Genomic DNA, 25,109 nt, shown 5'->3' with positions numbered 1-25,109 from the left:
TATGTTACAAGATAAAGATCGTATCTTTACAAATATCTACGGTTTGCATGACAAGTCTCTTAAGGGAGCTATGTCTCGTGGTCATTGGGATGGCACAAAGAAATTCCTCGATAAAGGGCGTGATTGGATCATCAATGAAGTGAAAGCTTCTGGTCTTCGTGGTCGTGGTGGTGCTGGTTTCCCAACAGGGCTTAAATGGTCATTTATGCCAAAGGAAAGCGATGGTCGTCCGCATTACCTCGTCATCAATGCTGATGAGTCTGAGCCCGGCACATGTAAAGACCGTGATATTATGCGGCATGATCCGCACACGCTGATTGAAGGATGTGTGATTGCAGGTTTTGCAATGGGCGCGCATGCGACATACATATATATCCGCGGTGAATATATGCGCGAACGCGAAGCTATGCAGGCTGCAATCGATGAATGCTATGACGCGGGTCTTCTGGGCAAGAATAGCAAACTTGGCTGGGATATGGATGTATATCTCCATCATGGTGCCGGTGCTTATATTTGCGGTGAAGAAACAGCTTTATTGGAAAGTTTGGAAGGTAAAAAAGGCCAACCTCGTTTGAAGCCTCCATTTCCAGCTAATATGGGACTTTATGGTTGCCCGACTACTGTCAATAATGTCGAGTCTGTCGCTGTAACTCCAACAATTTTGCGTCGTGGTGCTGGTTGGTTTGCAGGCTTTGGGCGTCCAAACAATGCTGGCACAAAACTCTTCTGTGTATCTGGTCACGTAAATAAACCTGCGACGTTTGAAGAAGAAATGTCGGTTCCTTTCCGTGAAATGATTGATAAACATTGTGGCGGTATTCGCGGAGGTTGGGATAACCTCTTAACAGTTATACCGGGTGGGTCTTCGGTGCCTTGTGTACCTGCGGAACAGATCATTGATTGCCCGATGGATTTTGATAGTTTGCGTGAGTTGCAGTCGGGCCTCGGTACGGCAGCTGTGATCGTGATGGATCGATCTACGGATATTATTAAGGCGATTGCGCGTCTTTCAGCATTTTATAAACATGAAAGCTGTGGTCAATGCACACCATGCCGCGAGGGTACTGGCTGGATGTGGCGTGTTATGGAGCGCATGGTGACTGGCAATGCGCAAAAACGCGAAATTGACATGTTGTTTGACGTTACAAAACAGATTGAAGGCCACACGATTTGTGCCCTTGGTGATGCTGCAGCATGGCCTATTCAAGGTTTAATCCGTCATTTCCGCCCTGAGATTGAGGCGCGGATTGATGCATATACACGAAACGCTGATAATTCGACGAATACGAGATTAGAAGCGGCTGAATAAGTAGTTTTGGCTCTTGGCCTTTGGTTTGAGAGTTTTGAAGATAAATTCGATCTTTGGATCGTAGATTGAAAATAAAGTGGACAACTGACTATGGCAGTTATCAAAGTTGATGGAAATGAGGTCGAGGTTCCCGACCACTACACATTGTTACAAGCTTGTGAAGAAGCTGGCGCGGAAGTGCCGCGTTTTTGTTTTCATGAGCGTTTGTCCATCGCTGGCAACTGTCGCATGTGTTTGGTTGAAGTAAAGGGCGGTCCGCCAAAACCAGCAGCATCTTGTGCTATGGGTGTTCGCGATCTTCGCCCAGGTCCTGAAGGTCAGCCTCCGGAGGTTTTCACAAACACGCCAATGGTCAAAAAAGCACGCGAAGGCGTGATGGAATTTTTGTTAATCAACCATCCGCTTGATTGCCCGATTTGTGATCAGGGCGGTGAGTGTGACTTGCAAGATCAAGCCATGGCGTTTGGTATCGATAATTCACGTTATCAAGAATCAAAACGTTCTGTTGAAGATAAATATATTGGACCACTTGTTAAAACGATCATGAATCGCTGCATTCACTGCACACGTTGTGTTCGCTTTACAACAGAGGTTGCTGGAATTTCTGAACTTGGTTTGATCGGTCGTGGTGAAGATGCAGAAATTACAACATATCTTGAACAAGCCATGACGTCTGAGTTGCAAGGTAATGTGATTGATCTTTGCCCAGTGGGTGCATTGACGTCACGTCCCTATGCTTTCCAGGCTCGTCCTTGGGAGTTGAATAAAACAGAATCCATCGATGTTATGGATGCATGTGGTTCTGCTATTCGGGTTGATACGCGCGGGCGCGAAGTTATGCGTATTATGCCGCGCATGAACGAGGCGGTGAATGAAGAGTGGATCTCTGATAAAACCCGTTTCATCTGGGATGGTTTGAAAACGCAGCGTCTTGATCGCCCATATGTAAAGAAGAATGGCCGTTTAACTCCTGTAAGTTGGACTGAGGCATTTGATACGATTGGTGCAGCTGTTTCAAAGGCTAAAGCTAATAAAATTGGCGCGATCGCAGGTGATATGGCAAGCGTAGAGGAAATGTTTGCACTTAAGACACTTCTTTCATCTGTTGGTTCTGAAAATATTGATTGTCGTCAGGATGGTGCAGCACTCGATCCAAATTTGGGTCGCGCATCATATATCTTTAACCCGACGATTGAAGGAATTGAAGACGCCGATGCTGTGTTGATTATCGGTTCTAACCCTCGTTTTGAGGCTTCTGTTTTAAATGCCCGTATCCGCAAAGCTTGGCGTTCAAATGAAATGCCAATAGGCGTGATCGGAGACGAGACAGACCTTCGTTATGATTATGAGTATCTTGGTGCTGGTCCTGATACGCTTAAAGATGTTGTAGATGGTAAGAACAAATTTGCTGCGAAATTGAAACGCGCAAAACGTCCGATGATTATCATAGGGCAGGGCGCTCTTGCTCGTGCAGATGGTACAGGTATCCTGGCAAATGCTGCAAAGATTGCTGAAAACGCAAAAGCTATTACTAAAGACTGGAATGGTTTTGCTGTTCTTCATACTGCCGCCGCGCGTGTTGGTGGTTTAGATCTTGGGTTTGTTCCATCAAAAGACGCAATGTCTGCTGATGATATGTTAACTGGTGCAGATGTTCTGTTCTTACTTGGAGCGGATGAGTTGGATTTCACTAAGAAGACTGCTGGCTTTACTGTCTATATCGGTTCTCATGGTGATAATGGTGCCCATCATGCGGATGTTATTTTACCGGCAGCAACCTATACAGAAAAATCGGGCACCTATGTAAATACGGATGGTCGAGTACAAGTTTCAAACCGTGCAGCTTTTGCGCCGGGTGAAGCTAAAGACGACTGGGCGATCATTCGAGCCCTATCAGATGTGCTTGGTCATAAACTTGAATTTGATTCGCTTACAGAACTACGTGCTTCACTTTATGAAGCTCACCCTCATTTTGCAGATGTAGACGAGGTTTCTGTTGCAGATTCAGGGGATATTTCTAAATTAGCAAAAAAATCAGGCCGAATGAATAAGGCAGCATTTGCTTCTTCGGTAAAAGACTTCTATCTGACAAACCCAATAGCACGAGCTTCAGCTGTTATGGCAGAATGTTCAGCTTTGGCGTCGGGTAACACTAAAGTGGCAGCGGAATAGGTAATCAGAATATGGATACTTTTGTTTCAACATATGTCTGGCCAGCAGCGATCATGATCGGGCAATCATTGCTCCTCATGGTGTGTTTGCTCGTTTTCATTGCTTATATTCTTTATGCAGACCGTAAAATTTGGGCCGCAGTGCAGCTTAGACGCGGACCAAATGTCGTTGGTCCTTGGGGATTATTCCAATCTTTTGCTGATCTTTTAAAACTTGCCTTTAAAGAGCCTATTATTCCAGCAGGTGCCGATAAAACGGTTTTTCTATTAGCGCCCTTGGTTTCAGTCACACTTGCCATGGCGACATGGGCTGTTATTCCGGTCAATGAAAATTGGGTTATAGCCAATATCAATGTTGGTATACTGTATGTTTTCGCGATTTCTTCGCTGGAAGTATATGGCGTGATTATGGCTGGTTGGGCATCCAACTCTAAATATCCATTCCTTGGCGCGCTTCGTTCCGCTGCACAAATGGTATCTTATGAGGTGTCTATTGGTTTTGTGATTGTCACTGTGTTGCTCGCAGTCGGCTCGCTAAATCTGACTGACATTGTTCTATCTCAACAGGATGGATTTGGCACAAAACTTGGATTGCCAAACTCATTCTTGGATTGGCACTGGCTTGCTCTTTTCCCAATGTTTGTAATTTTCTTTATTTCGTCATTGGCAGAGACAAACAGACCGCCATTTGATTTGCCAGAAGCAGAATCTGAGTTGGTTGCTGGCTATATGGTGGAATATTCATCCATGCCTTTCATGATGTTTATGCTTGGTGAGTATCTGGCAATCATGCTCTTGTGTTCGCTTGCAACTATTTTGTTTTTAGGTGGTTGGTTGCCTCCTGTGGATATTTGGTTCTTAAACTGGGTGCCGGGTATTATCTGGTTTGTTCTTAAAACCTGCATGATGTTCTTCATGTTCTCCATGGTAAAGGCTTTTGTTCCTCGCTACCGTTATGATCAGCTTATGCGTCTTGGTTGGAAAGTCTTTTTACCAATTTCATTGGCAATGGTTGTGATTACTGCCTTTGTGTTGAAATTCACTGGATGGAGCGCTTAAAATGGGTATTGGACAAGCAGCAAAATCACTATTCTTGAAAGAATTTGTAGGCGCGTTTTTCTTGGCAATGCGGTATTTTTTTAAAGCCAAAGCGACAGTCAACTATCCTTTTGAAAAAGGTCCGATCTCTCCGCGTTTTCGCGGCGAGCACGCGCTTCGCAGATATCCAAATGGTGAAGAACGGTGCATTGCATGTAAGTTGTGCGAAGCAATTTGTCCTGCGCAAGCGATCACTATTGAAGCTGGACCGCGCAGGAATGACGGAACACGTCGTACGGTTCGTTATGATATCGACATGGTCAAATGTATCTATTGTGGTTTTTGTCAAGAAGCATGCCCGGTTGATGCAATCGTCGAAGGTCCGAATTTTGAATTTGCAACGGAAACGCGTGAAGAGCTTTACTATGATAAGGAAAAGCTTCTTGCTAATGGTGATCGTTGGGAGCGGGAAATTGCTCGGAATATCTCAATGGATTCACCTTACAGGTAGTCGTTGAGCAAGAATTGCACCCCATTCATGTGGGTGTCGGAATGTAAAATTTGGTCGGGTGAACTCCTGATTGGGCGAGGGGAAGCTTGCCAAAATGAAAAGGTCGTAATCATGGGTCTTCAGGCTCTGTTTTTCTACATATTCGCATTTGTCGCGATAGCTTCGGCTTTGATGGTTATTGCAGCGCGCAATCCCGTACATTCCGTGCTATTTCTCATTTTGGTGTTTTTCAATGCAGCTGGCCTGTTCCTATTAACGGGCGCAGAGTTCTTGGCAATGATCTTATTGGTCGTTTATGTCGGTGCTGTTGCGGTTCTCTTCCTGTTTGTCGTCATGATGCTGGATATAGATTTTGCCGAGTTAAAACGTGGTGCACTTGAGTATGCGCCTATTGGAGCGTTGGTCGGATTGATACTGGTGGTCGAGTTGGTCGTGGTTTTGAGCGGAAACTTATTCCATGTCGAAGCGGGTGTTGGTGGGGCCAGCCCAATTCCTCTTGATCGCACAAATACGCAAGCGCTTGGTGACATTCTTTACACTGATTATATCGCATTTTTTCAGATAGCAGGTCTTATATTGTTGGTTGCAATGATTGGAGCGATCGTTTTGACATTGAGCCATAAACCAGATGTTAAGCGTCAGGATATTTCACGCCAGGTTGCGCGTCGTCCTGAGACTGCTGTTGAAGTTGTTAAAGTTAAACCAGGTCAAGGCCTTTAGGAGCGGGGAGGATACATTATGGAAATCGGTCTTTCACACTATCTCACCGTTAGCGCTATACTCTTTACGATAGGCGTTTTTGGAATTTTCTTAAATCGGAAAAATGTCATCATTATTCTGATGTCCGTCGAGCTTATTTTGCTGTCGGTTAATCTTAATATGGTTGCGTTCTCGCAGCATCTTAATGACCTTGTCGGTCAGGTTTTCGCATTGTTTATCCTTACTGTTGCAGCCGCTGAGGCTTCAATCGGTCTGGCTATTCTGGTTATTTTCTATCGCAACCGCGGCTCTATAGCCGTGGAAGACGTCAACATGATGAAGGGCTAGAGCTAACCCATGTTTCACTCAATCGTCTTCCTGCCTTTTATCGGGGCAATTATCGCAGGCTTTTTTGGCCGTGGCATAGGCGCCAAGGCTTCGGAATATTTGACGTGTACCTTGATGGTTATTGTTGCAATTTTGTCCTGGGTTGCGTTTTTTCAAGTTGCCATGGGCGATGTTGATGTTATCCAGATACAGGTTTTACGCTGGATTGAATCCGGCTCGCTCTCAATCGATTGGTCTTTGCGCATTGATACGTTAACGGCAGTCATGTTTGTCGTTGTGAATACTGTATCAACTTTGGTTCATATCTATTCCATCGGTTACATGCACCACGATCCACACCGTCCTCGTTTCTTTGCTTATTTGTCACTTTTCACATTCGCCATGTTGATGTTGATCACGTCGGACAATCTGGTTCAGATGTTCTTTGGCTGGGAAGGTGTTGGACTTGCTTCCTATCTTCTGATCGGATTCTGGTTTAAAAAACCGTCTGCTTCTGCGGCAGCCATGAAGGCTTTTATTGTTAACCGTGTGGGTGATTTTGGTTTTGCTCTTGGTATCTTCGGCATTTTCATGTTGTTCGGTTCTGTATCATTTGATGCTATATTCGCTGGTGCTGCTGAGTTTGCCCCAACGGCCGAAAAGGGCCAGATCATTGCGAATATCTTTGGTATGGAGTTGGACAAGAATGGTGCACTGACAATTTGTTGTCTGCTTCTCTTTATGGGAGCAATGGGGAAATCAGCTCAGTTCTTGCTTCACACTTGGTTACCTGATGCGATGGAAGGTCCGACACCTGTTTCTGCGCTTATTCATGCTGCGACCATGGTTACCGCCGGAGTGTTTTTGGTTGCACGTATGTCGCCGATTTTTGAGTTTGCCCCAAGTGCACTGGTCGTTGTGACTGTTATTGGCGCAATTACAGCATTTTTTGCTGCAACAGTGGGCCTTGTGCAGAATGACATCAAGCGTGTGATTGCTTATTCAACTTGTTCGCAACTTGGTTATATGTTTGTTGCACTTGGAATTGGCGCTTATGGCGCAGCTATTTTCCATTTGTTCACACATGCTTTCTTTAAAGCCTTATTGTTCCTTGGTGCAGGTTCAGTCATTCATGCTGTGTCAGATGAGCAGGATATGCGCCGTATGGGTGGATTGCGCAAGCACATTAAGAAAACCTATTGGATGATGATGATTGGCACCGTTGCGCTTACTGGTGTTGGAATTCCAGGAACTATAATTGGTACGGCTGGTTTCTTCTCAAAAGATGCAATTATTGAATCTGCTTATGCGTCGCCGATGATTGCCTCAAGTTTTGCCTTCACGCTGCTCGTTGTTGCGGCATTGTTCACAAGCTTTTATTCTTGGCGTTTAATCTTCTTAACATTCCATGGCAAACCTCGAGCATCAGCAGATGTTATGCATCATGTTCATGAATCTCCTCCTGTTATGTTAGTGCCGCTATATATTCTGGCTGTAGGTGCGTTGCTAGCTGGTGTCGTATTCGTTGGTCATTTCTTCGATCATCATCACTATGCGGAATTCTGGCAGAGCGCTCTATTTACGCTTGAAGGAAATACGCTTGTGGATGATTACCACCATGTGCCGCTATGGGTGAAATGGAGCCCGTTTGCTGCGATGCTTATTGGCTTCTTGACTGCTTATTACATGTATATTCGCTCGCCAGAAACGCCGAAGCGTCTAGCAGAAGATTTTAATATGCTCTACAAGTTCTTGCTCAATAAATGGTACTTTGACGAGCTCTATGACTTTATCTTTGTGCGTCCAGCCAAGTGGCTTGGCACGTTCCTCTGGAAAGAGGGAGATGGTCGTATAATCGACGGTTATGGACCAAACGGAGTCGCTGCTCGTGTGCAGTCGATTACGAACTGGATTGTTAAATTTCAAACTGGATATCTCTACCACTACGCATTTGCCATGTTGATAGGTATTGCAGCATTGGCTACATGGATGATGCTTGGGAGTGCACTTTAAATGATTGATTGGCCACTACTTTCAACGGTTACATTCGTTCCGCTAATTGGTGTACTTGTTCTTCTGTTTCTAGATGATAGCAGCCAGACAGGACGCCGTAATATCCGTAATGTTGCGCTTCTGGTAACGCTTTTCACGTTTGTTTTGTCACTCTTCATATGGAAGAATTTTGACAATGCAAATCCGGGCTTCCAGATGGTCGAGAAAATGGATTGGCTTGGAACTGGGATTTCCTACCATATGGGTGTCGACGGAATTTCGATGCTGTTTGTCATTTTGACAACTTTCCTTATGCCGCTTTGCATTCTAGCCAGTTGGACTTCTATTGAAAGTCGCTTGCGTGATTACATGATCGCGTTCCTGATCTTGGAAACATTGATGATAGGTGTGTTTTGCGCACTTGATATTGTATTGTTCTACGTCTTCTTTGAGGCTGGCCTTATCCCAATGTTCATCATTATTGGTGTTTGGGGTGGTAAGCGACGCGTTTATGCAAGTTTCAAATTCTTCCTATATACGTTGCTTGGCTCAGTTCTTATGCTTTTGGCAATTATGGCGATGTATTGGGAAGCAGGTACGACAAATATTGTTGAGCTTCTGGCCTATCAGTTCCCTATTACGATGCAGACATGGCTGTGGTTGGCATTCTTCGCTTCTTTTGCTGTGAAGATGCCGATGTGGCCGGTTCATACGTGGTTGCCTGATGCGCACGTTGAAGCGCCCACCGCTGGTTCAGTGATTTTGGCAGGCGTTTTGTTGAAATTGGGCGGTTACGGGCTTATTCGTTTCTCACTTGCAATGTTTCCTGTTGCGTCAGCAGATTTTGCACCATTTGTGTTTTGGCTTTCAGCCATTGCAATTGTCTACACATCGCTTGTCGCGATGATGCAGTCTGATATCAAAAAGCTGATTGCTTATTCGTCAGTCGCCCATATGGGCTACGTGACCATGGGTATTTTTGCAGCGAATGCACAAGGTGTTCAAGGCGCGATTTTCCAGATGTTATCTCACGGTTTGGTGTCTGGTGCGTTGTTCTTATGTGTTGGTGTTGTTTATGACCGCATGCATACACGTGAAATTTCTGCTTATGGTGGTTTGGTCAATAATATGCCGAACTACGCCGTCGCGTTCATGCTCTTTACAATGGCCAATGTGGGCCTACCGGGAACGTCTGGTTTTGTTGGTGAATTCTTGGTGCTTCTTGGTGTATTCCAAGTGTCTACTTGGGCCGCACTGTTTGCAACGACAGGTGTTATTCTGTCTGCCGCATACGCATTATGGCTCTACAGGCGCGTGATATTTGGTGCGCTTGAAAAGGAAAACCTAAAAGCGTTACTTGATCTTTCCGGAAGAGAGAAAGTAATTCTTTACCCACTCATCGCTCTCGTCATCTTCTTTGGTGTTTATCCAATACCTGTATTTGAAGCGACAGCCGCTTCGGTAGATGCGTTAGTTAATCAATATTCGGTAGCTGTTGAAGCTGCTCACACAATGACAATGTCAGCAAAATAAGACGAGGATACTACTCATATGACTCCTGAGATCCTTACAGCTAGCCTGCAAAACGTTCTGCCAGAACTTGTTTTGGCATGTGGTGCTATGGTTTTGCTCATGATTGGCGTTTACGGCGGCAAAGCAGCACATAATCTTGTTAATCAACTTTCGGTCGCGCTTTTAATTATCGCTGCAATCTTGCTGGTCTTCTTCTTTAAGGAAGGTGAAGCATTTAACGGCGCATATCTTTCTGATCCATTTGCACGTTTCATGAAGATACTGGCGCTAGGCGGTTCCGGTATTGCTCTCATTATGGCTATTGGCCATCAGAATAATGATGAAACTAAGTTATTCGAGTTTCCAATTCTTATATTGTTAGCCACTGTCGGTATGATGTTGATGATATCTGCCAATGACCTTATTGCGCTATATCTTGGTTTGGAACTGCAATCTCTTGCTTTATATGTTATCGCAGCAATTAACCGTGATAATCAGAAGTCGACTGAAGCCGGTCTGAAGTATTTTGTACTGGGTGCATTGTCGTCTGGCATATTGCTGTATGGCGCATCCTTGGTTTATGGCTATACGGGGTATACTGGCTTTGACGAAATCGCGTCGGCTCTTGCCGGTGGTAAACCAGAAATTGGCTTTATCTTCGGTCTTGTGTTCGTGCTAGCTGGTATCGCGTTCAAAATCTCTGCGGTACCGTTTCATATGTGGACACCAGATGTTTATGAAGGTGCACCGACACCAGTGACAGCGTTCTTTGCAGCTGCACCTAAAGTCGCTGCTATGTCGATCATGATTCGTCTTGTGATCGAGGCGTTCCAAACCATAACTGTTGAATGGCAGCAGATTGTCGTCTTTATCTCAATTGCGTCAATGGTTCTTGGTGCCTTTGCAGCAATTGGACAAACCAATATCAAACGTTTGATGGCATATTCATCAATCGGTCACATGGGCTATGCGCTTGTTGGCCTCTCCACGGGCACTATGACTGGTGTATCGGGCGTTATTCTTTACATGGTTATTTATACCATTATGACTTTGGGAACATTTGCTTGTATTTTGGCAATGCGTACAAAGGAAGATTCGCTTGAAGATATTAGTGACCTAGCAGGCCTGTCGAAAACCAATCCGACCATGGCTGTGATGTTGACAATCTTCATGTTCTCGCTCGCAGGTATTCCACCTCTTGCTGGTTTCTGGGGTAAGTATTTTGTGTTTGTTGCAGCTATAGAAGCAGAACTCTATGCACTTGCTGTTACTGGGGTCTTGGCGTCAGTTGTCGGCGCTTATTATTACCTCCGCATAGTTAAGATTGTTTGGTTCGATGAATCCAAACATGAGTTTGTTCCTGTCGCAGGTGAGCTGAAGTTGGTCTATAGTTTAGCTGGGTTGTTCGTTCTTGGTTATGTTCTTGTAGGCGGAAGTATTGGGACAGCTGCTGATGTTGCAGCTAGGACTTTCTTCTGAGCAGCAATGCACACCTGAATGAATGGCGTCATTTGGAGATGGCGGACGTTTCATCCACCAATGATATTTGTCTAGAACATGCGAGATCTAGTGAAAAAGGTGGGTTGTGGGTCACTGCTAATAGGCAACTTGGCGGGCGCGGTCGTCGTGGCCGGGCGTGGGTTTCTGAACCTGGAAACTTGTATGCGTCCCTATTTTTGTTAGAGGATGATATATCAACCGACTTCTCGGCGTTGCCGCTTGCTGTTTCCATAGCGTTGAGCAGGGCAATAGATCGGGTCTTGCCAATGGGCGCCCAGCGCTCTCAGATAAAATGGCCAAATGATGTTCTGATCAATGGTGCTAAGGTTTCCGGAATTCTTTTGGAGACCGAGAAACTCGTTAATGGTAAGCGTGCGATTATCATTGGGTGTGGCGTAAACATTGCTCATCATCCTGAGGAAAGTCTTTACCCTACGATTTCCATCAATTCACTTGGCGCGTCTGTTTCTCCGCAGGAGTTATTCACTCAATTATATTCTGAGATGCAAATAGTTCTTGATATTTGGAAACAAAGCGATGGCATAGCCGTTATACGTAAGCTTTGGCTTGAAAAGGCTGCTGGCATCGGCAAGAGTATTAAAGTCAATTTACCTAGGCGAACGCTGGACGGTTTGTTCGTTGGCTTGGCAGGTAACGGAAATCTGATTTTGCGACAAGATGATGGAGAGAGCGTTGAGATCTCCGCAGGTGACGTGTTTTTTGATAAGTAATTCTGTATGAAAGTATTGTGATGACGAAGCATAGTGAAGATTTTGTATTCCTGCCGCTGGGAGGCGTGGGTGAAATTGGTATGAATCTGGCTCTTTATGGGTATGGTTCACCCCAAAATCGAGAATGGATCATGGTTGATTGCGGCGTCACATTTCCAGATCATGAGCTCCCAGGTGTTGATCTGGTTCTACCAGATATTCGTTTTTTGGAGGAAGAGCGACATAACTTAAAAGCTATTATCATTACCCATGCCCATGAAGATCATTATGGAGCGCTAAATGAGCTTTGGCCACTTTTAAAGGTTCCTGTTTACGTAACTCCGTTTACTGCCGGTATGCTTGAAGCCAAGCGCGCATATGAACGCTCGAGATCAGAAATTCCAGTTACGCTTTTTAATGCCGGTGATAAGTTTGAACTTGGTTCATTTGAAATTGAAGCGATTGCGGTTAATCACTCAATACCGGAACCTCTTTCACTTGCTATTAAGACACCGCTCGGCAAAGCTATCCATACCGGTGATTGGAAAATTGATCATGCGCCGTCGCTTGGGCCGTTGACGGACGAGAACAGATTTAGAGAGTTGGGTGATGAGGGCATATTGGCCATCATGTGCGATTCCACGAATGCTATGCGGGAAGGGGCATCACCAACTGAACAGTCAATAAGTGCAAACTTGCGCAATGTGATTGAAGAAGCACCTGGGCGCGTGGCGATCACCTCGTTCTCATCAAATGTTGGTCGTATTCGTTCAATCGCAAAGGCGGCTGAAGGTGCAGGACGAGATGTTTTGCTCTTGGGTAGTTCAATTAAGCGCGTTGTTTCTGTTGCTCGTGAAGTTGGTTTAATGGAAGGGATTGCAAACTTCTTGGAAGAGGATGAGTTTGGCTTTATTCCTCGTGACAAAGTCGTTATCATTATGACAGGTAGCCAAGGCGAACCCCGCGCCGCACTCGCTAAGCTTTCTCGTGATGAGATGCGCCATGTTGCACTATCTAAAGGCGATAGAGTTGTGTTTTCTGCACGTGCAATCCCAGGTAATGAAAAGCCAATTTTAAACATTAAAAATAGCCTGATAGAGATGGGTATTGAAATTGTAGAGGATTCTGACGAATTGCCGATACATGTTTCTGGCCATCCGCGCCGCAATGAATTGAAACAGATGTATGATTGGGTGCGCCCTGAAATACTTGTGCCTGTGCATGGTGAAGCAGCTCACCTTACCGCGCATTCAAAACTTGCAAGTGAGCATGGTATTGCGCATGTGCCACATGTTCGTAATGGCGACATGCTTCGCTTGGCACCTGGTGAACCAGAAGTGATCGACAATGCGCCAAGCGGCCGGATATACAAAGACGGAAGATTCATAGGTGATTATGATGAACTTGGCATTTCAGCTCGTCGCAAGCTCTCTTTCGCCGGTCATGTTAGCGCTCAGGTTCTGCTCAATAGCAGGCATGAATTCCATCGTGACCCGATGGTAAGTAGCTTTGGTCTGCCTGAATATGACAGCGCAGGTGATGAGATTGATGATGTGATTTTTGACGCTATTATTGGTGCGGTAGAGAGTATTCCGCGCGTGCGTCGAAAGGACCTCGCACTTGTTCAGGAATCCGTTCGACGCGCCATACGTGCTGCTGTAAGAGAAGAGTGGGGAAAGAAGCCCATTGCGACTGTGTTTGTAGATAAGATTTAGGAGCCATTATGCTAGGCAGATTAAACCATGTGGCGATAGCTGTGCCGGATCTTGATGTTGCCATAAAGCAATATGCCGATAAGCTAAATGCAAAAGTATCTGAGCGCCAACGTTTGGATGAACATGGTGTGACTGTTGTTTTCATAGAGCTTCCCAACAGTAAAATTGAGTTGTTAGAAGCTATTGATGATACATCGCCCATTGCATCGTTTTTGGAAAAAAATCCGAAAGGTGGCATGCATCACATCTGCTATGAGGTTGATGATATCATTGCTGCGCGCGATCACTTGATTAATCAAGGAGCTCGTATTTTAGGTGGTGGTGAACCAAAGATAGGTGCGCATGGTAAGCCTGTGTTATTTTTGCACCCGCAGGATTTTACCGGCACTTTAATTGAGTTAGAACAAGTTTAAACGAAAGCCAAATTATGGGCATTACAACCTATCTAGCAATTTACTTCATCATGTGGTGGATCACATTGTTTTTAGTACTTCCTTTTACAGGAAAGTCTCAGGCAGAATCTGGTGATGTAACACTGGGAACTGTAAAAAGCGCACCGTCTGACCCAAAATTTGGACGTATCATCATCATAAATAGTATTGTTGCGAGTGCGATGTTTGCAATTTTTTACATCACTGTTGAAGTGTTCGGGGTAAGTTTTGAAGATATATTTACCTTCCTCCCGAAATTTGGATGATTTTGATAGGGCCAATAAAAAAGCAAGGCTAAAAGCCTTGCCATGAAGTTGTCGCGGATCCCTAACCGTCGGCCGGTGGCAGCGCTCTAAGCGCGCCCGAGATCTAATCCTCCCAAGACTTGATCGCGATTTGGACACATTTATGACACTTGTGCCTCATTTTTTTTGCAACGTAGACCAACTAGGTCTTTTTGTCACGTTAAAATTTTAATCAGACAAAATTTATTCAACTCCTAACCGTTCCTGTTAAAGATGCATGCATTTTGTGATTGCTCTTTCCTCACGGCAGGTAAAGGGCTAGAAGTGTTTCTTAATAGGTAGGTAATGATTCCAGTTGGAATTTCACCTCGTTAACAAACCTCAAAAATCGATGGATTTCGAATGCGCCTTTCTCAGTATTTTTTACCAATTTTGAAAGAAAACCCAAAAGAAGCTGAGATAGTTTCTCACCGCCTCATGCTTCGGTCAGGTATGATCCGGCAGCAATCTGCTGGTATTTATTCGTGGCTTCCGTTGGGTAAACGCGTTTTGGATAAGGTCAATACGATTATACGCCAAGAGCAGGATCGTAGCGGTGCAATTGAGTGTCTAATGCCCACGGTGCAATCTGCTGAATTGTGGGAAGAGAGCGGACGCTATGATGACTATGGCAAGGAGATGTTGCGCATAACCGACCGTCAGGATAGGGCGATGCTTTATGGTCCGACCAATGAAGAGATGATCACAGATATCTTCCGGTCTTATGTGCGTTCATATAAAGAACTGCCGCTTAACCTTTATCATATCCAGACTAAGTTTCGCGATGAAATTAGACCTCGCTTTGGAACCATGCGCTCTCGTGAATTTATTATGAAAGATGCATATTCATTTGATCTCGACCAAGAAAGTGCCGAATTTGCTTACTACAAAATGTTTGCTGCTTATTTGCGTACCTTCGATCGTTTGGGCTTGCGGGCAATTCCCATGCAGGCAGATACTGGACCAATTGGTGGCGATCTAAGTCACGAATTTATTATTCTTGCTGACACGGGCGAGTCAGAAGTTTTTTGTCATAAAGACTTCCTAGATTTTGATATCCCATCGGAAGATATTGATTTTTCAAACCACGCTGAGATGAAGGGTATTTTTGACAAATGGACTGCGTCCTACGCAGCAACGTCTGAAATGCATGACATGGATGCCTTCGCAAAAATTGATGCCGCAGAGCAAGTATCTGCTCGTGGTATTGAAGTTGGGCACATATTCTATTTTGGAACCAAATATTCAGAAGCTATGGGTGCTAAGGTGATGGGGCCAGATGGGCGCGAACACCCAGTGCATATGGGGTCATACGGTATCGGCCCTACGCGCCTTGTTCCCGCCATCATTGAAGCGTTTCATGATGAAAATGGAATTATTTGGCCTGATTCTGTTGCGCCTTTTAATGCGGGAATTATTAATATGAAAGTGGGCGATGAAGCTTGTGACGAAGCCTCTATGAAGATCTATTCTGAGCTATCAAAAGCTGGGATTGATGTTTTATTGGATGATCGCAACGAGCGCGCTGGTGGAAAGTTTGCAACCGCTGACCTTATCGGTGTCCCACAACAAATCATTGTCGGGCCGCGCGGTCTTGCAAATGGCGAAGTCGAGCTTAAGTCTCGCGCAACCGGGGAGCGCGATAATCTAACAATTGAAGCAGCAATTAACAAACTGACATCAGGTAAATAGACTAAAGGCGATCACTCTTTGGCTGACGAAATGAATACTTCTGAAAAAGCAAAACCATTTGGTGTTTTTGAACGGCTTGTTGCTTGGCGTTATCTTCGCTCTCGCCGAAAGGAAACAGTCGTTTCTGTTATAGCAGGGTTTTCATTTGCCGGAATTATGTTGGGCGTTGCTACTTTGATCATTGTTATGGCGGTGATGAATGGTTTTCGCGCAGAGCTGATTAATCGAATTCTTGGTATAAATGGCCATATGATTGTTCAGCCGATTGATGCTCCATTGAATGATTATCTGGATCTGGCAAAACGCATTGAAGCTGTAACGGGTGTGCAAATGGCAATCCCTACTGTTGAAGGCCAGACATTGGCTTCAGGCAACGGCGGAGCAGGTGGCGGTGCATTGGTTCGCGGTGTGAGTATGGATGATCTTACGCGCCTTGATTGGGTCTCTAAAAATATAATTGCCGGTGATTTAGTCAGTTTTGCCGCTGGAGATGGTGTTCTCATTGGCTCGCGTATGGCTGAATCTCTTGGGCTTATTGTAGGTGATGATATAACACTTGTTTCACCGGAAGGAGATGTAACGCCTTTTGGTGTTACGCCACGGGTAAAAGCTTATCCCATTTCTGGCGTGTTTGAGATCGGAATGTCTGAATATGATTCATCGATTATTTATATGCCGCTGAAAGAAGCTCAGGTTTATTTCAATTCAGATGATGAAGTTCAGTCAATTGAGGTATTTATTGATGATCCAGACAAGGTTGATGATTATCGCCAACCTATTGAAGCATCTGTTGAACGTCAAATATTCATAACAGATTGGCAGCAACGCAATCGTACGTTTTTCTCGGCACTTGAAGTTGAACGTAATGTTATGTTTATGATCCTCACATTGATCATACTCGTCGCCGCTCTAAATATTATTTCGGGCCTTATTATGTTGGTGAAAGACAAGGGAAGGGATATTGCGATCTTGCGGACAATGGGTGCAACTTCAAGTTCCGTCATGCGCATTTTCTTTATGACAGGTTCAGCAATTGGCGTTGCTGGAACAGGTGCAGGCGTGGCGCTTGGCGTATTGGTTTGTCTAAATGTCGAGAATATCCGTCAGTTCTTTTCGTGGTTATCTGGAACAACAGTGTTTGATCCGGAACTATATTTTTTAAGCCAGTTGCCAGCCGATATGGATGTTAGCGAGACGGTTTCAATTATTATCATGGCGTTTGTATTGACATTTTTGGCGACTCTGATTCCGGCCTGGCGCGCATCAAAAATTGATCCAGTTCAAGCCTTGCGATACGAGTAATTACTCATGAATGAATTAAGCCAAATAGCAGAAAACAATTCCGTATCAGGAAATGCTGAGAACCTTGCTATGCAAATGATTGGCGTAAAGCGTCGTTATCAACAAGGCGAGGAAACGCTCGATATTCTCAATGGTGTGGATTTTAAACTCTACCGTGGCGAGACGGTTGCGTTGATTGCCCCTTCGGGTGCAGGAAAGTCCACTTTGTTACATCTTGCTGGATTGCTTGAGCGGGCCGATGAAGGTGATATCATAATCGATGGCACTTCATGTGGTGAGCTGAGTGACGAGAGGCGTACAGAAGTTAGAGGTGACAGTATAGGATTTGTATATCAGTTCCATCACCTTCTTCCGGAATTTACCGCAGCTGAAAATGTGGTTATTCCCCAACTTATAAATGGGTTAGATAAATCTGAGGCGGAGCAACGCGCTGTCGAATTACTTGGTTATCTTAAGCTTGGGCATCGTATTACCCATAGGCCTTCGGAGCTGTCTGGTGGTGAGCAGCAACGTGTTGCCATTGCGCGTGCGGTGGCGAATGCGCCAAGCGTGCTTCTGGCCGACGAGCCAACCGGAAATCTTGACCCGGAAACAGCATCATATGTTTTTGAGGCGCTCGAAGCGCTGGTAAAGCAATCTGGCCTTTCAGCAATGGTTGCCACTCATAATCATGAATTGGCAAGAAGTATGGATCGCTGTGTGACATTAAGAGATGGTCTTCTGATTGAGATCTAGCGATCATCTAATCACTATAGGTGTGGCATATGTTGCCATTTATTTTATCAGGCTGTTCTGGTGGCGGAAAATCTGCTCTCCTAAAGGGGATGGAGGTTCGCGGGTTTCCCGTTATTGAAGAAGCCGGTCGGCGGATCGTTAAAGCTGAAATAGCTAGAGATAGCGATGGACTTCCTTGGAAGAACCCTCAAAAGTTTGCATTGTTGGCTGCAGAACTTGTTGAGCAAGATCTGAGAATGCAAATACATTCAGAAGACATCAGTTTTATTGATCGCTCAATTGTCGATCTATACGCTTATTTATGCCAGTTAAAACTTTCAACTCCAGAGAAACTTACAAACCTTTTAAAGCAAATGCGTTTTCAACGCCGTGTCTTTTTGGTGCCGCCATGGTTGGAGATTTATGAAGAGGATGACGAACGACGAAAAGGTTACACTGAAGCAGTCAATGAATTTCAATTTTTGATCAAAACCTATGAACAATTTGGGTACGAATTGATCTTCGTACCCAAATTAACGGTCGATGAGCGCACTGATTTTGTTTTAGGTCACGTGTTCATTCGGTCTTGAGACAGGTTTCGATCAATATATCATTGAATTTTGCGAAGTCTTTTACAGTTGGGGCAGGGATAGTAAGTTTTATTGGCAAATCATCTACTGTGCCTCTGCCAGTTAACAGATTTAGATCGCAGCCACCATTTGCTTCAACATCAAGCGTATCATAATAAGAGTAGGAGAAACCAGCGACCAAAAATTCACCGCCTCTATAGGCAATTGTCAGGTTTTGTTCCCATCGGTTTCGCCCAATAGCCGAATTTTGGGATGTGACGTTTATCGAACCATTTTTCAGCGCTATTACAGATGGCTCTTGGCCATACATTACATCAGACCCCCATACAAAATCAGGCATATGCGAATGTAGTTTTAATCTTTGCTGTTTGTCACTTTGATAGATCAGAAGATCAAATTGGTGTTCATTCGTCACCATGATCATGGCTGCATCTGGCGTTTCGTCATTGTTCCAGTCGCCTGTTGCAACCGAAAAAATCTGTTCTGTGCTGAATTCACTATCTGTCCGATTTTGTGCAGAAGCCTGATGGCAAACAAAAACCAAGGAGAGAATTAACAAAAAGGTTCGCAGCATCAAAAACTCCAACTAATTTGATAACCATTCAATTTACGTAGTCCCAAAAGTAAAATTGAAATATTGATATTAGACATTCTGGCGGATTTGGAAGCCAATTTTATCGCAAGTAAAGCCAATTTTCTTATATAATTGATGTGCTTCACTGTTTGTTCCTCCGGAAAGTAACATCACCTTATAGCAGTTTTTTGACCAAGCATATTCAAGCGCTGCATTTAATGTGGCTTGCGCAAACCCCCGATTTCGCGCGCATTCTAATGTTACTACGTTTTCAATTTGGGCATATGGTTGCCCGCTGCGTGTGAGATTTGGAACAATTATAAGCGTACAGGTCGATAATAGTTGGTCCTCTTGTTCGGCGACAAAAACGCTTGATCCGTTAAAGGTTAAGAGTTCTTCCCACCTTTGTTGCATAAGTTTGGCATTTGAAAGCGCTTTTTCTGCACTGAGTGTTTGAAGTAATAGTACAAATTGATCAAGGTCTGTTAAAGTAGCGCGTCGAACTGCTATTTGACTTTGCATGACATTCTCCTGAAAAGGGCTAGCGGGTGTGCGAAGTTTCTTGTAAAATAATGTAACAAAATCATGACAGTTTGAGGTGAGTGATATGGCTGGTTTCTTAAAACGATTATTTGGCGGCGATACAAGCGGCGCTAACGCTCCTGCGGCGACAGAGGAGTACGAAGGGTTTGTTATCACAGCCGAACCTATTTCCGACTCTGGACAATTTCGCCTTGCCGGATCGGTGACGAAGGAAGTGAACGGTGAAATGCTGGAACATAAGTTTATTCGTGCTGATCTATTTCCGACTAAAGACCAAGCCGATGAATTCGCCATGCACAAGGGTAAGCAGATGATTGATCAACTTGGTGATCGAATTTTTCAACAATGATCTAGGAAAGACCTACATTTGGTCTTTCAACGATTTCTCGTAAGGCAAAACTTGAGTTGATTTTGACAACATGGGGCAGGGCAGATAACCAGTCCCGATGGATATATTCATAATCTTCAAGGTCTTTGGCAGCTACGCGCAATATATAGTCATATTCTCCTGACATAAGATAACAAACCAATACATTCGGGCAACGCTTTACTGCAGATTCAAATTCTTTGAGAGTTTTTGTGAATTGACCTGATAGTGAGATATGAACGATAACCATCATCTTATGACCTAATGCACGATGGGAAAGTCGTGCTTGATAGCCTTTAATCGCTCCCTTTTTTTCAAGTATATCTACCCGACGGGAACATGCTGATGGTGAAAGGTTAACAGCATCAGCAAGTGCAGCGTTGGAAATTCGTCCATCTTTTTGGAGGACTCTCAATATCGAGATATCCACAGTATCAAGATCGTTCATTCGAATATTCCCTAGTTATTAAGTTAAAAATTCGAATATTATTCGAAAATCGTGATAATTTCAATTCAAATTTCAAGGATTCACCAAACGATTAATGATTAAATCCGACTAATTCAATTTAACCCGGAGGAGATCACGTTATGCGTGTAGGTTGCCCAAAAGAAATTAAAAACCATGAATATCGTGTTGGCTTAACACCAAGTTCTGTTCGTGAATATGTAGCTCATGGTCATGATGTGATCGTTGAAACAGGTGCTGGCCTTGGCATTAGCGCCGATGACGCTGCTTACCAGGCAGCGGGCGCGAAGATTGTTGCTACTGCTTCTGATATATTTGAACAGAGCGATATGGTCGTTAAGGTGAAGGAACCTCAGGAATCTGAATATACGCAACTTCGTGATGATCAGTTGCTTTATACATATCTTCACCTTGCTCCAGATCCAGCGCAAACAAAAGGCTTGTTGGACAGTGGTTGTACAGCTGTAGCGTATGAAACTGTGACCGACAATCGTGGTGGTCTTCCGTTGCTTGCGCCGATGTCAGAAGTTGCTGGTCGTTTGGCTATTCAAGCGGGTGCTACAGGCTTGCAAAAAGCAAATGGTGGTCGTGGTATTCTTCTTGGCGGTGTGCCGGGTGTTCTTCCTGCGAAGGTTACAATCATCGGCGGTGGCGTTGTTGGTTTGAATGCTGCAAAAATGGCTGTTGGCTTAGGTGCTGACGTAACGATCTTGGATCGTTCGCTTCCACGTCTTCGTGAACTTGACGATATTTTCAATGGCGCAATTCACACACGTTTCTCAACAATTGATTCTCTTGAAGATGAAGTTTTCTCGGCTGATATCGTTGTTGGCGCGGTTCTTATTCCAGGTGCAGCGGCTCCTAAATTAGTCACACGCGAGATGTTGTCCGGCATGAAAAACGGTGCTGTTATTGTTGATGTTGCAATTGACCAAGGTGGGTGCTTTGAGACTTCAAAAGCAACAACACACTCAGAGCCAACTTACGTGGTTGATGATGTTGTGCACTATTGTGTTGCGAATATGCCTGGCGCTGTTCCTATCACATCTGCACATGCACTTAACAATGCAACATTGCAACATGGTTTGGCCCTTGCAGATAAAGGTCTAGCTGCTCTTGCCGAAGATGCTAACTTACGCGCAGGTCTGAACACTCACAAAGGCAAGATCACTAACCAGGCGGTTGCTGAAGCACTTAATTATGATTTGCTTCCATCAGAAGAAGCTGTGCGCAACGTTGCATAGTTGATCTGAAATTTAGATTGAGAAAAGCGTCGCCAAATTGGCGGCGCTTTTTTATTTAAGGATTGCCAGTCGTTCCTTTTTGGAGAGCGGCGCATACTTGCTATGCTGCTGAGCAATCGCCTTAAATCCCAGTTTTTGATAAAGACCAAGCGCTGCTGGATGATCGAGCGTGCATGTGCAAACAGATACTGCGTCAGGCTCTGACGCCCACGCAGATGATATGGCTTGAGATAGAAACCATTTTCCTAAGCCGCGTCCAATTGCATGCTCCATCAATCCAAAGTAAGCGAGGTCAACAAGCTCCGGCTTGGATCTATCAATTTCATAAAAGCCAGACGGAACACCATCGATGTAAAGCACATCAATGTCTGTTGTCTTTGCGTGGATGATTTTGGATAGTTCATCATCAGTCATGCGCAAGCGCGCAACCCATACATGTTGTTCGCCCACGCTGTGTTGTAGGTAGCGATAGAAATGTAGAGGTGGATTTTCAGCACGCATTAATGCAGCATTTATATTGGATGGTCGCGTGTGAGCATGCGAAGTGTGCTCATCCATACGCAAGTGCGTTATGGTGGTTTCAATTGGTTTTGGTTTGTATTCAAACATCATCGGTGCTTGTCTCAATTGGCGTATCGTCTCTTCCGCCCCATTCAGACCAGGAGCCGTCATAAAGTTGCACATTCGTATGTCCGATGGAATTAAGCGCTAAAGTAATGACCGCAGCGGTAACTCCAGATCCACATGTCGTTATAACCTGTTTGTCAAAAGCTACAGATTTAGATTCAAATAGCGCTTTTAAATCACTGATAGATTTAAGTTTTCCGTTTTCTGATAGTGATAAGACTGGTGTGTTTATGGCACTTGGCATGTGTCCGGAGCGCATGCCTGCACGGGGCTCGGCTTCGCTTCCGTTAAAACGGCCAGCGGCTCGTGCGTCAAGAATTTGTATCTGCTCGTCGCCAATAGCGGCCAATACATCATCAATGGAAGAGACTGCGTCTTTGTCAAAATAAGGTGTGAAAGTTGATGGTTTTGACGGGTTTTTTTCGGAACTTATGGGTAGGCCTTTTGCTTTCCATTCATCAAATCCTCCATCTAGCACATAGACAGATCGAGCTCCCATGATTTTAAACATCCACCAGATACGAGGGGCTGTAATCATTCCCATCGCATCATAGACGACAATTACATTCTCTTCCGATATGCCTAATTTTCCGACTGCTTTTGCGAATGTATCTGGGTCTGGGAGTGGGTGTGGAAGGTTTGATTCTGGATCGACAATTTCATCTTGATCAAAGAAAATAGCGTTTGGAATGTGGGCAGTTTCAAATTCTGCGATTGGATCTCTGTTTTGAGCGGGCAAAAACCAAGATGCATCGATGATACGAAGGTCTTTATCGCTCAAATTTTCTTCAAGCCACTCGAATGATTTCAGAAAAGGGTTCTGTTGGTCTGTCATAATTTCTGCCTTAGTTTGGTATTTTGCCAAATCGTATGCGGAATCGACGATTTTCACGACCTTTTTTTTCAATTTTTCCAATGTGAATGTCTCCGACTTCTTGCGTTTCCGCTACGTGTGTTCCTCCGCATGGCTGGCTATCAATTGCTGAGTCTTCGCCAATACAGACAAGCCGAATGTCTCCTAACCCACGGGGAGGGCGAACGTTTTTGGATTTCACCAATGTTGGATTGGCATCAAGCTCAGCTTCGGTAATCCACTGATTGAAGATAGTATGGTTTTCTTTTACTAGGTTCATCATTTGTTTTGTTGTCTCGACTTTGTCGACGGTCTCGCTCATATCAAAATCTATACGGGATTCATCTTCTCCGACGCGCGCACCCGTTATCGGGAAGGGACATATGACCGATAGGAGGTGGCATGCAGTATGCATGCGCATAAGCTTATACCTGCGCTGCCAATCGATATGAAGTACAAGTTTTTCGCCTTTTTCCGGAAGGGCAGAACCATCGGCAACAATGTGTAGAATAATGTCCTTGGTTTCACCGTGAATGGTATCGGATATCTCAATTTTTGAACCATCTTCACGTTCAAGAAACCCTATATCGCCTGGTTGTCCGCCCGATGTTGCATAGAAACATGTTTTATCCAGAATAACTCCACGCCGTGGATCAACGTCTATAACATGCGCTTCACACGCAGAAAGATAAGCATCCTGCCGAAAAAGGGTTTCTGTCATCTTCCGATCAGCTTTCTGTAATGAAGGGGATTTCGATATCAACTTTCTTTTCTAACCATGCCGGAACTGGTAAGTCTTTTGAACGCAAAAATTCCGGATTATAAAGCTTGGACTGATATCGATTTCCATAATCACACAGGATTGTAACAATCGTATGGCCGGGGCCCATTTCTTTCGCCATGCGAATAGCACCCGCAATGTTGATACCAGTTGAGAGGCCCATGCAAAGTCCCTCATTTTGTGCGAGATCAAAAATAATTGGAAGAGCTTCCTTATCGGAAACATTATAAGCCATATCAGGCTTGTAGCCTTCCAGATTAGCTGTAATTCGACCTTGACCGATACCTTCGGAGATTGAACCGCCAGAAGATTTCAATTCCCCTTGAGTGTAGTAGCTGAAAAGCGCTGCACCGTCGGGATCGACAATTGCGGATTTAATATCGTTGCTGCGTTCTTTTAGCGCTATGCTAGTGCCAGCTAATGTACCACCAGAGCCGCAAGCACAGACAAACCCATCAATTTTTCCATCGAGGTCGCGCCATATTTCAGGCCCTGTTGTATCAATATGGGCTTGCCGATTTGCAACATTGTCAAATTGTTGGGCCCAAACAGCGCCATTAGGGTCTGTTTTTGCCAATTGCTCTGCAATTCTGCTTGATACGTGCACATAGTTGTTTGGATTTTTGTATGGCGCAGCAGGAACCTCAACCAATTCCGCCCCCATTAATTGCAAAGCGTCTTTTTTTTCTTGAGATTGCGTTTCTGGAATTACGATCAATGCGCGGTATCCTAGAACTCGCGCGATCATTGCTATTCCGATGCCGGTATTTCCTGCTGTACCTTCGACAATTGTACCTCCGGGTTTTAGTTTCCCGCTTTTCTCCGCGTTTCTTATCATAGAAAGTGCGGCTCTATCTTTTACCGATTGGCCTGGGTTTAAAAATTCGGCTTTCCCCAAGATTGTGCAACCTGTTTCTTCACTCGCTTTTTTCAGCCTTACCAGCGGTGTATTTCCAATCAAGTTTAGTATATTTTCTGAGGTGCTCATCTTAATTCCAAAATGTGTTTTCTATTTCTCCAGTCATTGCATTTTTGCTATGTAAATTACAAGGATTTGAGATAGTAGAATGTTCGTGATTGTAGAAAATTATTTCTGAATGTGAATAAAAATTAGACAATTTGTTATTGTTTGTTGTGTGATTTTTCAGAAAAGATGA

26 protein-coding genes are annotated in these 25,109 nt (G+C 44.4%); 19 read left to right on the top strand and 7 right to left on the bottom strand.

Features of this window, described 5'->3' with window-relative positions; all coding sequences use genetic code 11:
• Position 1: 1 nt before the first annotated feature.
• The 17 genes from nuoF to G3W54_RS06985 all read left to right on the top strand — a co-directional run bounded on the left by nuoF (position 2) and on the right by G3W54_RS06985 (position 18,497).
• Positions 2-1,309, top strand: a complete 1,308-nt coding sequence (nuoF, locus tag G3W54_RS07065; RefSeq protein ID WP_162652384.1) for an NADH-quinone oxidoreductase subunit NuoF — start codon at positions 2-4, stop codon at positions 1,307-1,309.
• A 90-nt stretch (positions 1,310-1,399) separates the two neighbouring features.
• Positions 1,400-3,481: an NADH-quinone oxidoreductase subunit NuoG gene (gene nuoG, locus G3W54_RS07060; protein WP_162652383.1), complete on the top strand. Its 2,082-nt coding sequence runs from the start codon at positions 1,400-1,402 to the stop codon at positions 3,479-3,481.
• 11 nt (positions 3,482-3,492) lie between these two features.
• Positions 3,493-4,539 carry an NADH-quinone oxidoreductase subunit NuoH gene (gene nuoH / locus G3W54_RS07055; RefSeq protein WP_162652382.1) on the top strand — a complete coding sequence of 349 codons (1,047 nt, stop codon included), beginning with the start codon at positions 3,493-3,495 and terminating at the stop codon, positions 4,537-4,539.
• Position 4,540: 1 nt separating this feature from the next.
• The gene (gene nuoI, locus G3W54_RS07050; protein WP_162652381.1) at positions 4,541-5,029 is read left to right on the top strand and encodes an NADH-quinone oxidoreductase subunit NuoI; all 489 of its coding nucleotides are present in this window, start codon (positions 4,541-4,543) and stop codon (positions 5,027-5,029) included.
• Positions 5,030-5,140: 111 nt separating this feature from the next.
• The gene (locus tag G3W54_RS07045; RefSeq protein ID WP_162652380.1) at positions 5,141-5,749 is read left to right on the top strand and encodes an NADH-quinone oxidoreductase subunit J; all 609 of its coding nucleotides are present in this window, start codon (positions 5,141-5,143) and stop codon (positions 5,747-5,749) included.
• Positions 5,750-5,767: 18 nt separating this feature from the next.
• Positions 5,768-6,076 carry an NADH-quinone oxidoreductase subunit NuoK gene (gene nuoK / locus G3W54_RS07040; protein WP_162652379.1) on the top strand — a complete coding sequence of 103 codons (309 nt, stop codon included), beginning with the start codon at positions 5,768-5,770 and terminating at the stop codon, positions 6,074-6,076.
• 9 nt (positions 6,077-6,085) lie between these two features.
• Positions 6,086-8,068 (top strand): NADH-quinone oxidoreductase subunit L, encoded by a 1,983-nt coding sequence (gene nuoL / locus G3W54_RS07035; protein ID WP_162652378.1) that lies wholly within the window; start codon positions 6,086-6,088, stop codon positions 8,066-8,068.
• Positions 8,069-9,580: an NADH-quinone oxidoreductase subunit M gene (locus G3W54_RS07030; RefSeq protein WP_162652377.1), complete on the top strand. Its 1,512-nt coding sequence runs from the start codon at positions 8,069-8,071 to the stop codon at positions 9,578-9,580.
• An 18-nt stretch (positions 9,581-9,598) separates the two neighbouring features.
• Positions 9,599-11,038 (top strand): NADH-quinone oxidoreductase subunit NuoN, encoded by a 1,440-nt coding sequence (nuoN, locus tag G3W54_RS07025; protein ID WP_162652376.1) that lies wholly within the window; start codon positions 9,599-9,601, stop codon positions 11,036-11,038.
• Positions 11,039-11,076: 38 nt separating this feature from the next.
• The gene (locus G3W54_RS07020) at positions 11,077-11,790 is read left to right on the top strand and encodes a biotin--[acetyl-CoA-carboxylase] ligase (RefSeq protein ID WP_162652375.1); all 714 of its coding nucleotides are present in this window, start codon (positions 11,077-11,079) and stop codon (positions 11,788-11,790) included.
• Between the two features lie 20 nt (positions 11,791-11,810).
• Positions 11,811-13,484, top strand: coding sequence for a ribonuclease J (locus G3W54_RS07015; protein ID WP_162652374.1), 1,674 nt, complete (start codon positions 11,811-11,813; stop codon positions 13,482-13,484).
• A gap of 8 nt (positions 13,485-13,492) precedes the next feature.
• On the top strand, positions 13,493-13,897 hold the full coding sequence (mce, locus tag G3W54_RS07010; RefSeq protein WP_162652373.1) for a methylmalonyl-CoA epimerase: 405 nt from the start codon (positions 13,493-13,495) through the stop codon (positions 13,895-13,897).
• Positions 13,898-13,911: 14 nt separating this feature from the next.
• Positions 13,912-14,181, top strand: a complete 270-nt coding sequence (locus tag G3W54_RS07005) for a DUF1467 family protein (protein ID WP_162652372.1) — start codon at positions 13,912-13,914, stop codon at positions 14,179-14,181.
• A 381-nt stretch (positions 14,182-14,562) separates the two neighbouring features.
• Positions 14,563-15,891: a proline--tRNA ligase gene (gene proS, locus G3W54_RS07000; RefSeq protein WP_162652371.1), complete on the top strand. Its 1,329-nt coding sequence runs from the start codon at positions 14,563-14,565 to the stop codon at positions 15,889-15,891.
• A gap of 30 nt (positions 15,892-15,921) precedes the next feature.
• The gene (locus G3W54_RS06995) at positions 15,922-17,193 is read left to right on the top strand and encodes a lipoprotein-releasing ABC transporter permease subunit (protein ID WP_162653600.1); all 1,272 of its coding nucleotides are present in this window, start codon (positions 15,922-15,924) and stop codon (positions 17,191-17,193) included.
• Between the two features lie 6 nt (positions 17,194-17,199).
• Entirely contained in the window at positions 17,200-17,928 is a 729-nt protein-coding gene (locus tag G3W54_RS06990; protein WP_162652370.1) for an ABC transporter ATP-binding protein, read from the top strand.
• Between the two features lie 29 nt (positions 17,929-17,957).
• On the top strand, positions 17,958-18,497 hold the full coding sequence (locus G3W54_RS06985) for an AAA family ATPase (RefSeq protein WP_162652369.1): 540 nt from the start codon (positions 17,958-17,960) through the stop codon (positions 18,495-18,497).
• Here G3W54_RS06985 and G3W54_RS06980 read toward each other — a convergent pair.
• Together G3W54_RS06980 and G3W54_RS06975 are read right to left on the bottom strand one after the other, a co-directional pair.
• Positions 18,484-19,071, bottom strand: a complete 588-nt coding sequence (locus G3W54_RS06980; RefSeq protein WP_162652368.1) for a hypothetical protein — start codon at positions 19,069-19,071, stop codon at positions 18,484-18,486. The genes G3W54_RS06985 and G3W54_RS06980 overlap by 14 nt on opposite strands.
• Positions 19,072-19,140: 69 nt before the next feature.
• The gene (locus G3W54_RS06975) at positions 19,141-19,593 is read right to left on the bottom strand and encodes a GNAT family N-acetyltransferase (protein ID WP_162652367.1); all 453 of its coding nucleotides are present in this window, start codon (positions 19,591-19,593) and stop codon (positions 19,141-19,143) included.
• Between the two features lie 85 nt (positions 19,594-19,678).
• Between G3W54_RS06975 and G3W54_RS06970 the strand changes: the two genes are divergently transcribed.
• Entirely contained in the window at positions 19,679-19,963 is a 285-nt protein-coding gene (locus tag G3W54_RS06970; protein ID WP_162652366.1) for an HlyU family transcriptional regulator, read from the top strand.
• 1 nt (position 19,964) lies between these two features.
• Here the strand turns inward: G3W54_RS06970 and G3W54_RS06965 are convergent, their stop codons facing one another.
• Positions 19,965-20,429 carry an Lrp/AsnC family transcriptional regulator gene (locus G3W54_RS06965; protein ID WP_162652365.1) on the bottom strand — a complete coding sequence of 155 codons (465 nt, stop codon included), beginning with the start codon at positions 20,427-20,429 and terminating at the stop codon, positions 19,965-19,967.
• 140 nt (positions 20,430-20,569) lie between these two features.
• On the opposite strand from G3W54_RS06965, the gene ald reads away from it, so the two are divergent.
• The gene (ald, locus tag G3W54_RS06960; protein ID WP_162652364.1) at positions 20,570-21,691 is read left to right on the top strand and encodes an alanine dehydrogenase; all 1,122 of its coding nucleotides are present in this window, start codon (positions 20,570-20,572) and stop codon (positions 21,689-21,691) included.
• Between the two features lie 51 nt (positions 21,692-21,742).
• Here ald and G3W54_RS06955 read toward each other — a convergent pair whose 3' ends face one another.
• Genes G3W54_RS06955 through G3W54_RS06940 form a run of 4 tightly spaced genes read right to left on the bottom strand, consistent with a single transcriptional unit; the run spans position 21,743 to position 24,940 of the window.
• Positions 21,743-22,303 carry a GNAT family N-acetyltransferase gene (locus G3W54_RS06955; RefSeq protein WP_162652363.1) on the bottom strand — a complete coding sequence of 187 codons (561 nt, stop codon included), beginning with the start codon at positions 22,301-22,303 and terminating at the stop codon, positions 21,743-21,745.
• Positions 22,293-23,153 (bottom strand): 3-mercaptopyruvate sulfurtransferase, encoded by an 861-nt coding sequence (gene sseA, locus G3W54_RS06950; protein WP_162652362.1) that lies wholly within the window; start codon positions 23,151-23,153, stop codon positions 22,293-22,295. The genes G3W54_RS06955 and sseA overlap by 11 nt, the downstream gene beginning before the upstream one ends.
• A gap of 10 nt (positions 23,154-23,163) precedes the next feature.
• Complete coding sequence (locus tag G3W54_RS06945) at positions 23,164-23,892, bottom strand: alanyl-tRNA editing protein (protein ID WP_162652361.1); 729 nt, start codon at positions 23,890-23,892, stop codon at positions 23,164-23,166.
• 7 nt (positions 23,893-23,899) lie between these two features.
• Positions 23,900-24,940 (bottom strand): cysteine synthase A, encoded by a 1,041-nt coding sequence (locus G3W54_RS06940; RefSeq protein WP_162652360.1) that lies wholly within the window; start codon positions 24,938-24,940, stop codon positions 23,900-23,902.
• Positions 24,941-25,109 lie beyond the last annotated feature (169 nt).

It is taken from the genome of Lentilitoribacter sp. Alg239-R112, from assembly GCF_900537175.1.
Classification (GTDB): Bacteria; Pseudomonadota; Alphaproteobacteria; order Rhizobiales; family Rhizobiaceae; genus Lentilitoribacter.
This window is presented reverse-complemented; position numbering and strand designations above follow the sequence as displayed.

Bases quoted from the DNA above. Each gene is read 5' to 3' on its own strand.
- nuoF (WP_162652384.1), top strand. From the start codon at position 2: ATGTTACAAGATAAAGATCGTATCTTTACAAATATCTACGGTTTGCAT.
- nuoG (WP_162652383.1), top strand. From the start codon at position 1,400: ATGGCAGTTATCAAAGTTGATGGAAATGAGGTCGAGGTTCCCGACCAC.
- nuoH (WP_162652382.1), top strand. From the start codon at position 3,493: ATGGATACTTTTGTTTCAACATATGTCTGGCCAGCAGCGATCATGATC.
- nuoI (WP_162652381.1), top strand. From the start codon at position 4,541: ATGGGTATTGGACAAGCAGCAAAATCACTATTCTTGAAAGAATTTGTA.
- G3W54_RS07045 (WP_162652380.1), top strand. From the start codon at position 5,141: ATGGGTCTTCAGGCTCTGTTTTTCTACATATTCGCATTTGTCGCGATA.
- nuoK (WP_162652379.1), top strand. From the start codon at position 5,768: ATGGAAATCGGTCTTTCACACTATCTCACCGTTAGCGCTATACTCTTT.
- nuoL (WP_162652378.1), top strand. From the start codon at position 6,086: ATGTTTCACTCAATCGTCTTCCTGCCTTTTATCGGGGCAATTATCGCA.
- G3W54_RS07030 (WP_162652377.1), top strand. From the start codon at position 8,069: ATGATTGATTGGCCACTACTTTCAACGGTTACATTCGTTCCGCTAATT.
- nuoN (WP_162652376.1), top strand. From the start codon at position 9,599: ATGACTCCTGAGATCCTTACAGCTAGCCTGCAAAACGTTCTGCCAGAA.
- G3W54_RS07020 (WP_162652375.1), top strand. From the start codon at position 11,077: ATGGCGGACGTTTCATCCACCAATGATATTTGTCTAGAACATGCGAGA.
- G3W54_RS07015 (WP_162652374.1), top strand. From the start codon at position 11,811: ATGACGAAGCATAGTGAAGATTTTGTATTCCTGCCGCTGGGAGGCGTG.
- mce (WP_162652373.1), top strand. From the start codon at position 13,493: ATGCTAGGCAGATTAAACCATGTGGCGATAGCTGTGCCGGATCTTGAT.
- G3W54_RS07005 (WP_162652372.1), top strand. From the start codon at position 13,912: ATGGGCATTACAACCTATCTAGCAATTTACTTCATCATGTGGTGGATC.
- proS (WP_162652371.1), top strand. From the start codon at position 14,563: ATGCGCCTTTCTCAGTATTTTTTACCAATTTTGAAAGAAAACCCAAAA.
- G3W54_RS06995 (WP_162653600.1), top strand. From the start codon at position 15,922: ATGAATACTTCTGAAAAAGCAAAACCATTTGGTGTTTTTGAACGGCTT.
- G3W54_RS06990 (WP_162652370.1), top strand. From the start codon at position 17,200: ATGAATGAATTAAGCCAAATAGCAGAAAACAATTCCGTATCAGGAAAT.
- G3W54_RS06985 (WP_162652369.1), top strand. From the start codon at position 17,958: ATGTTGCCATTTATTTTATCAGGCTGTTCTGGTGGCGGAAAATCTGCT.
- G3W54_RS06980 (WP_162652368.1), bottom strand. From the start codon at position 19,071: ATGCTGCGAACCTTTTTGTTAATTCTCTCCTTGGTTTTTGTTTGCCAT.
- G3W54_RS06975 (WP_162652367.1), bottom strand. From the start codon at position 19,593: ATGCAAAGTCAAATAGCAGTTCGACGCGCTACTTTAACAGACCTTGAT.
- G3W54_RS06970 (WP_162652366.1), top strand. From the start codon at position 19,679: ATGGCTGGTTTCTTAAAACGATTATTTGGCGGCGATACAAGCGGCGCT.
- G3W54_RS06965 (WP_162652365.1), bottom strand. From the start codon at position 20,429: ATGAACGATCTTGATACTGTGGATATCTCGATATTGAGAGTCCTCCAA.
- ald (WP_162652364.1), top strand. From the start codon at position 20,570: ATGCGTGTAGGTTGCCCAAAAGAAATTAAAAACCATGAATATCGTGTT.
- G3W54_RS06955 (WP_162652363.1), bottom strand. From the start codon at position 22,303: ATGATGTTTGAATACAAACCAAAACCAATTGAAACCACCATAACGCAC.
- sseA (WP_162652362.1), bottom strand. From the start codon at position 23,153: ATGACAGACCAACAGAACCCTTTTCTGAAATCATTCGAGTGGCTTGAA.
- G3W54_RS06945 (WP_162652361.1), bottom strand. From the start codon at position 23,892: ATGACAGAAACCCTTTTTCGGCAGGATGCTTATCTTTCTGCGTGTGAA.
- G3W54_RS06940 (WP_162652360.1), bottom strand. From the start codon at position 24,940: ATGAGCACCTCAGAAAATATACTAAACTTGATTGGAAATACACCGCTG.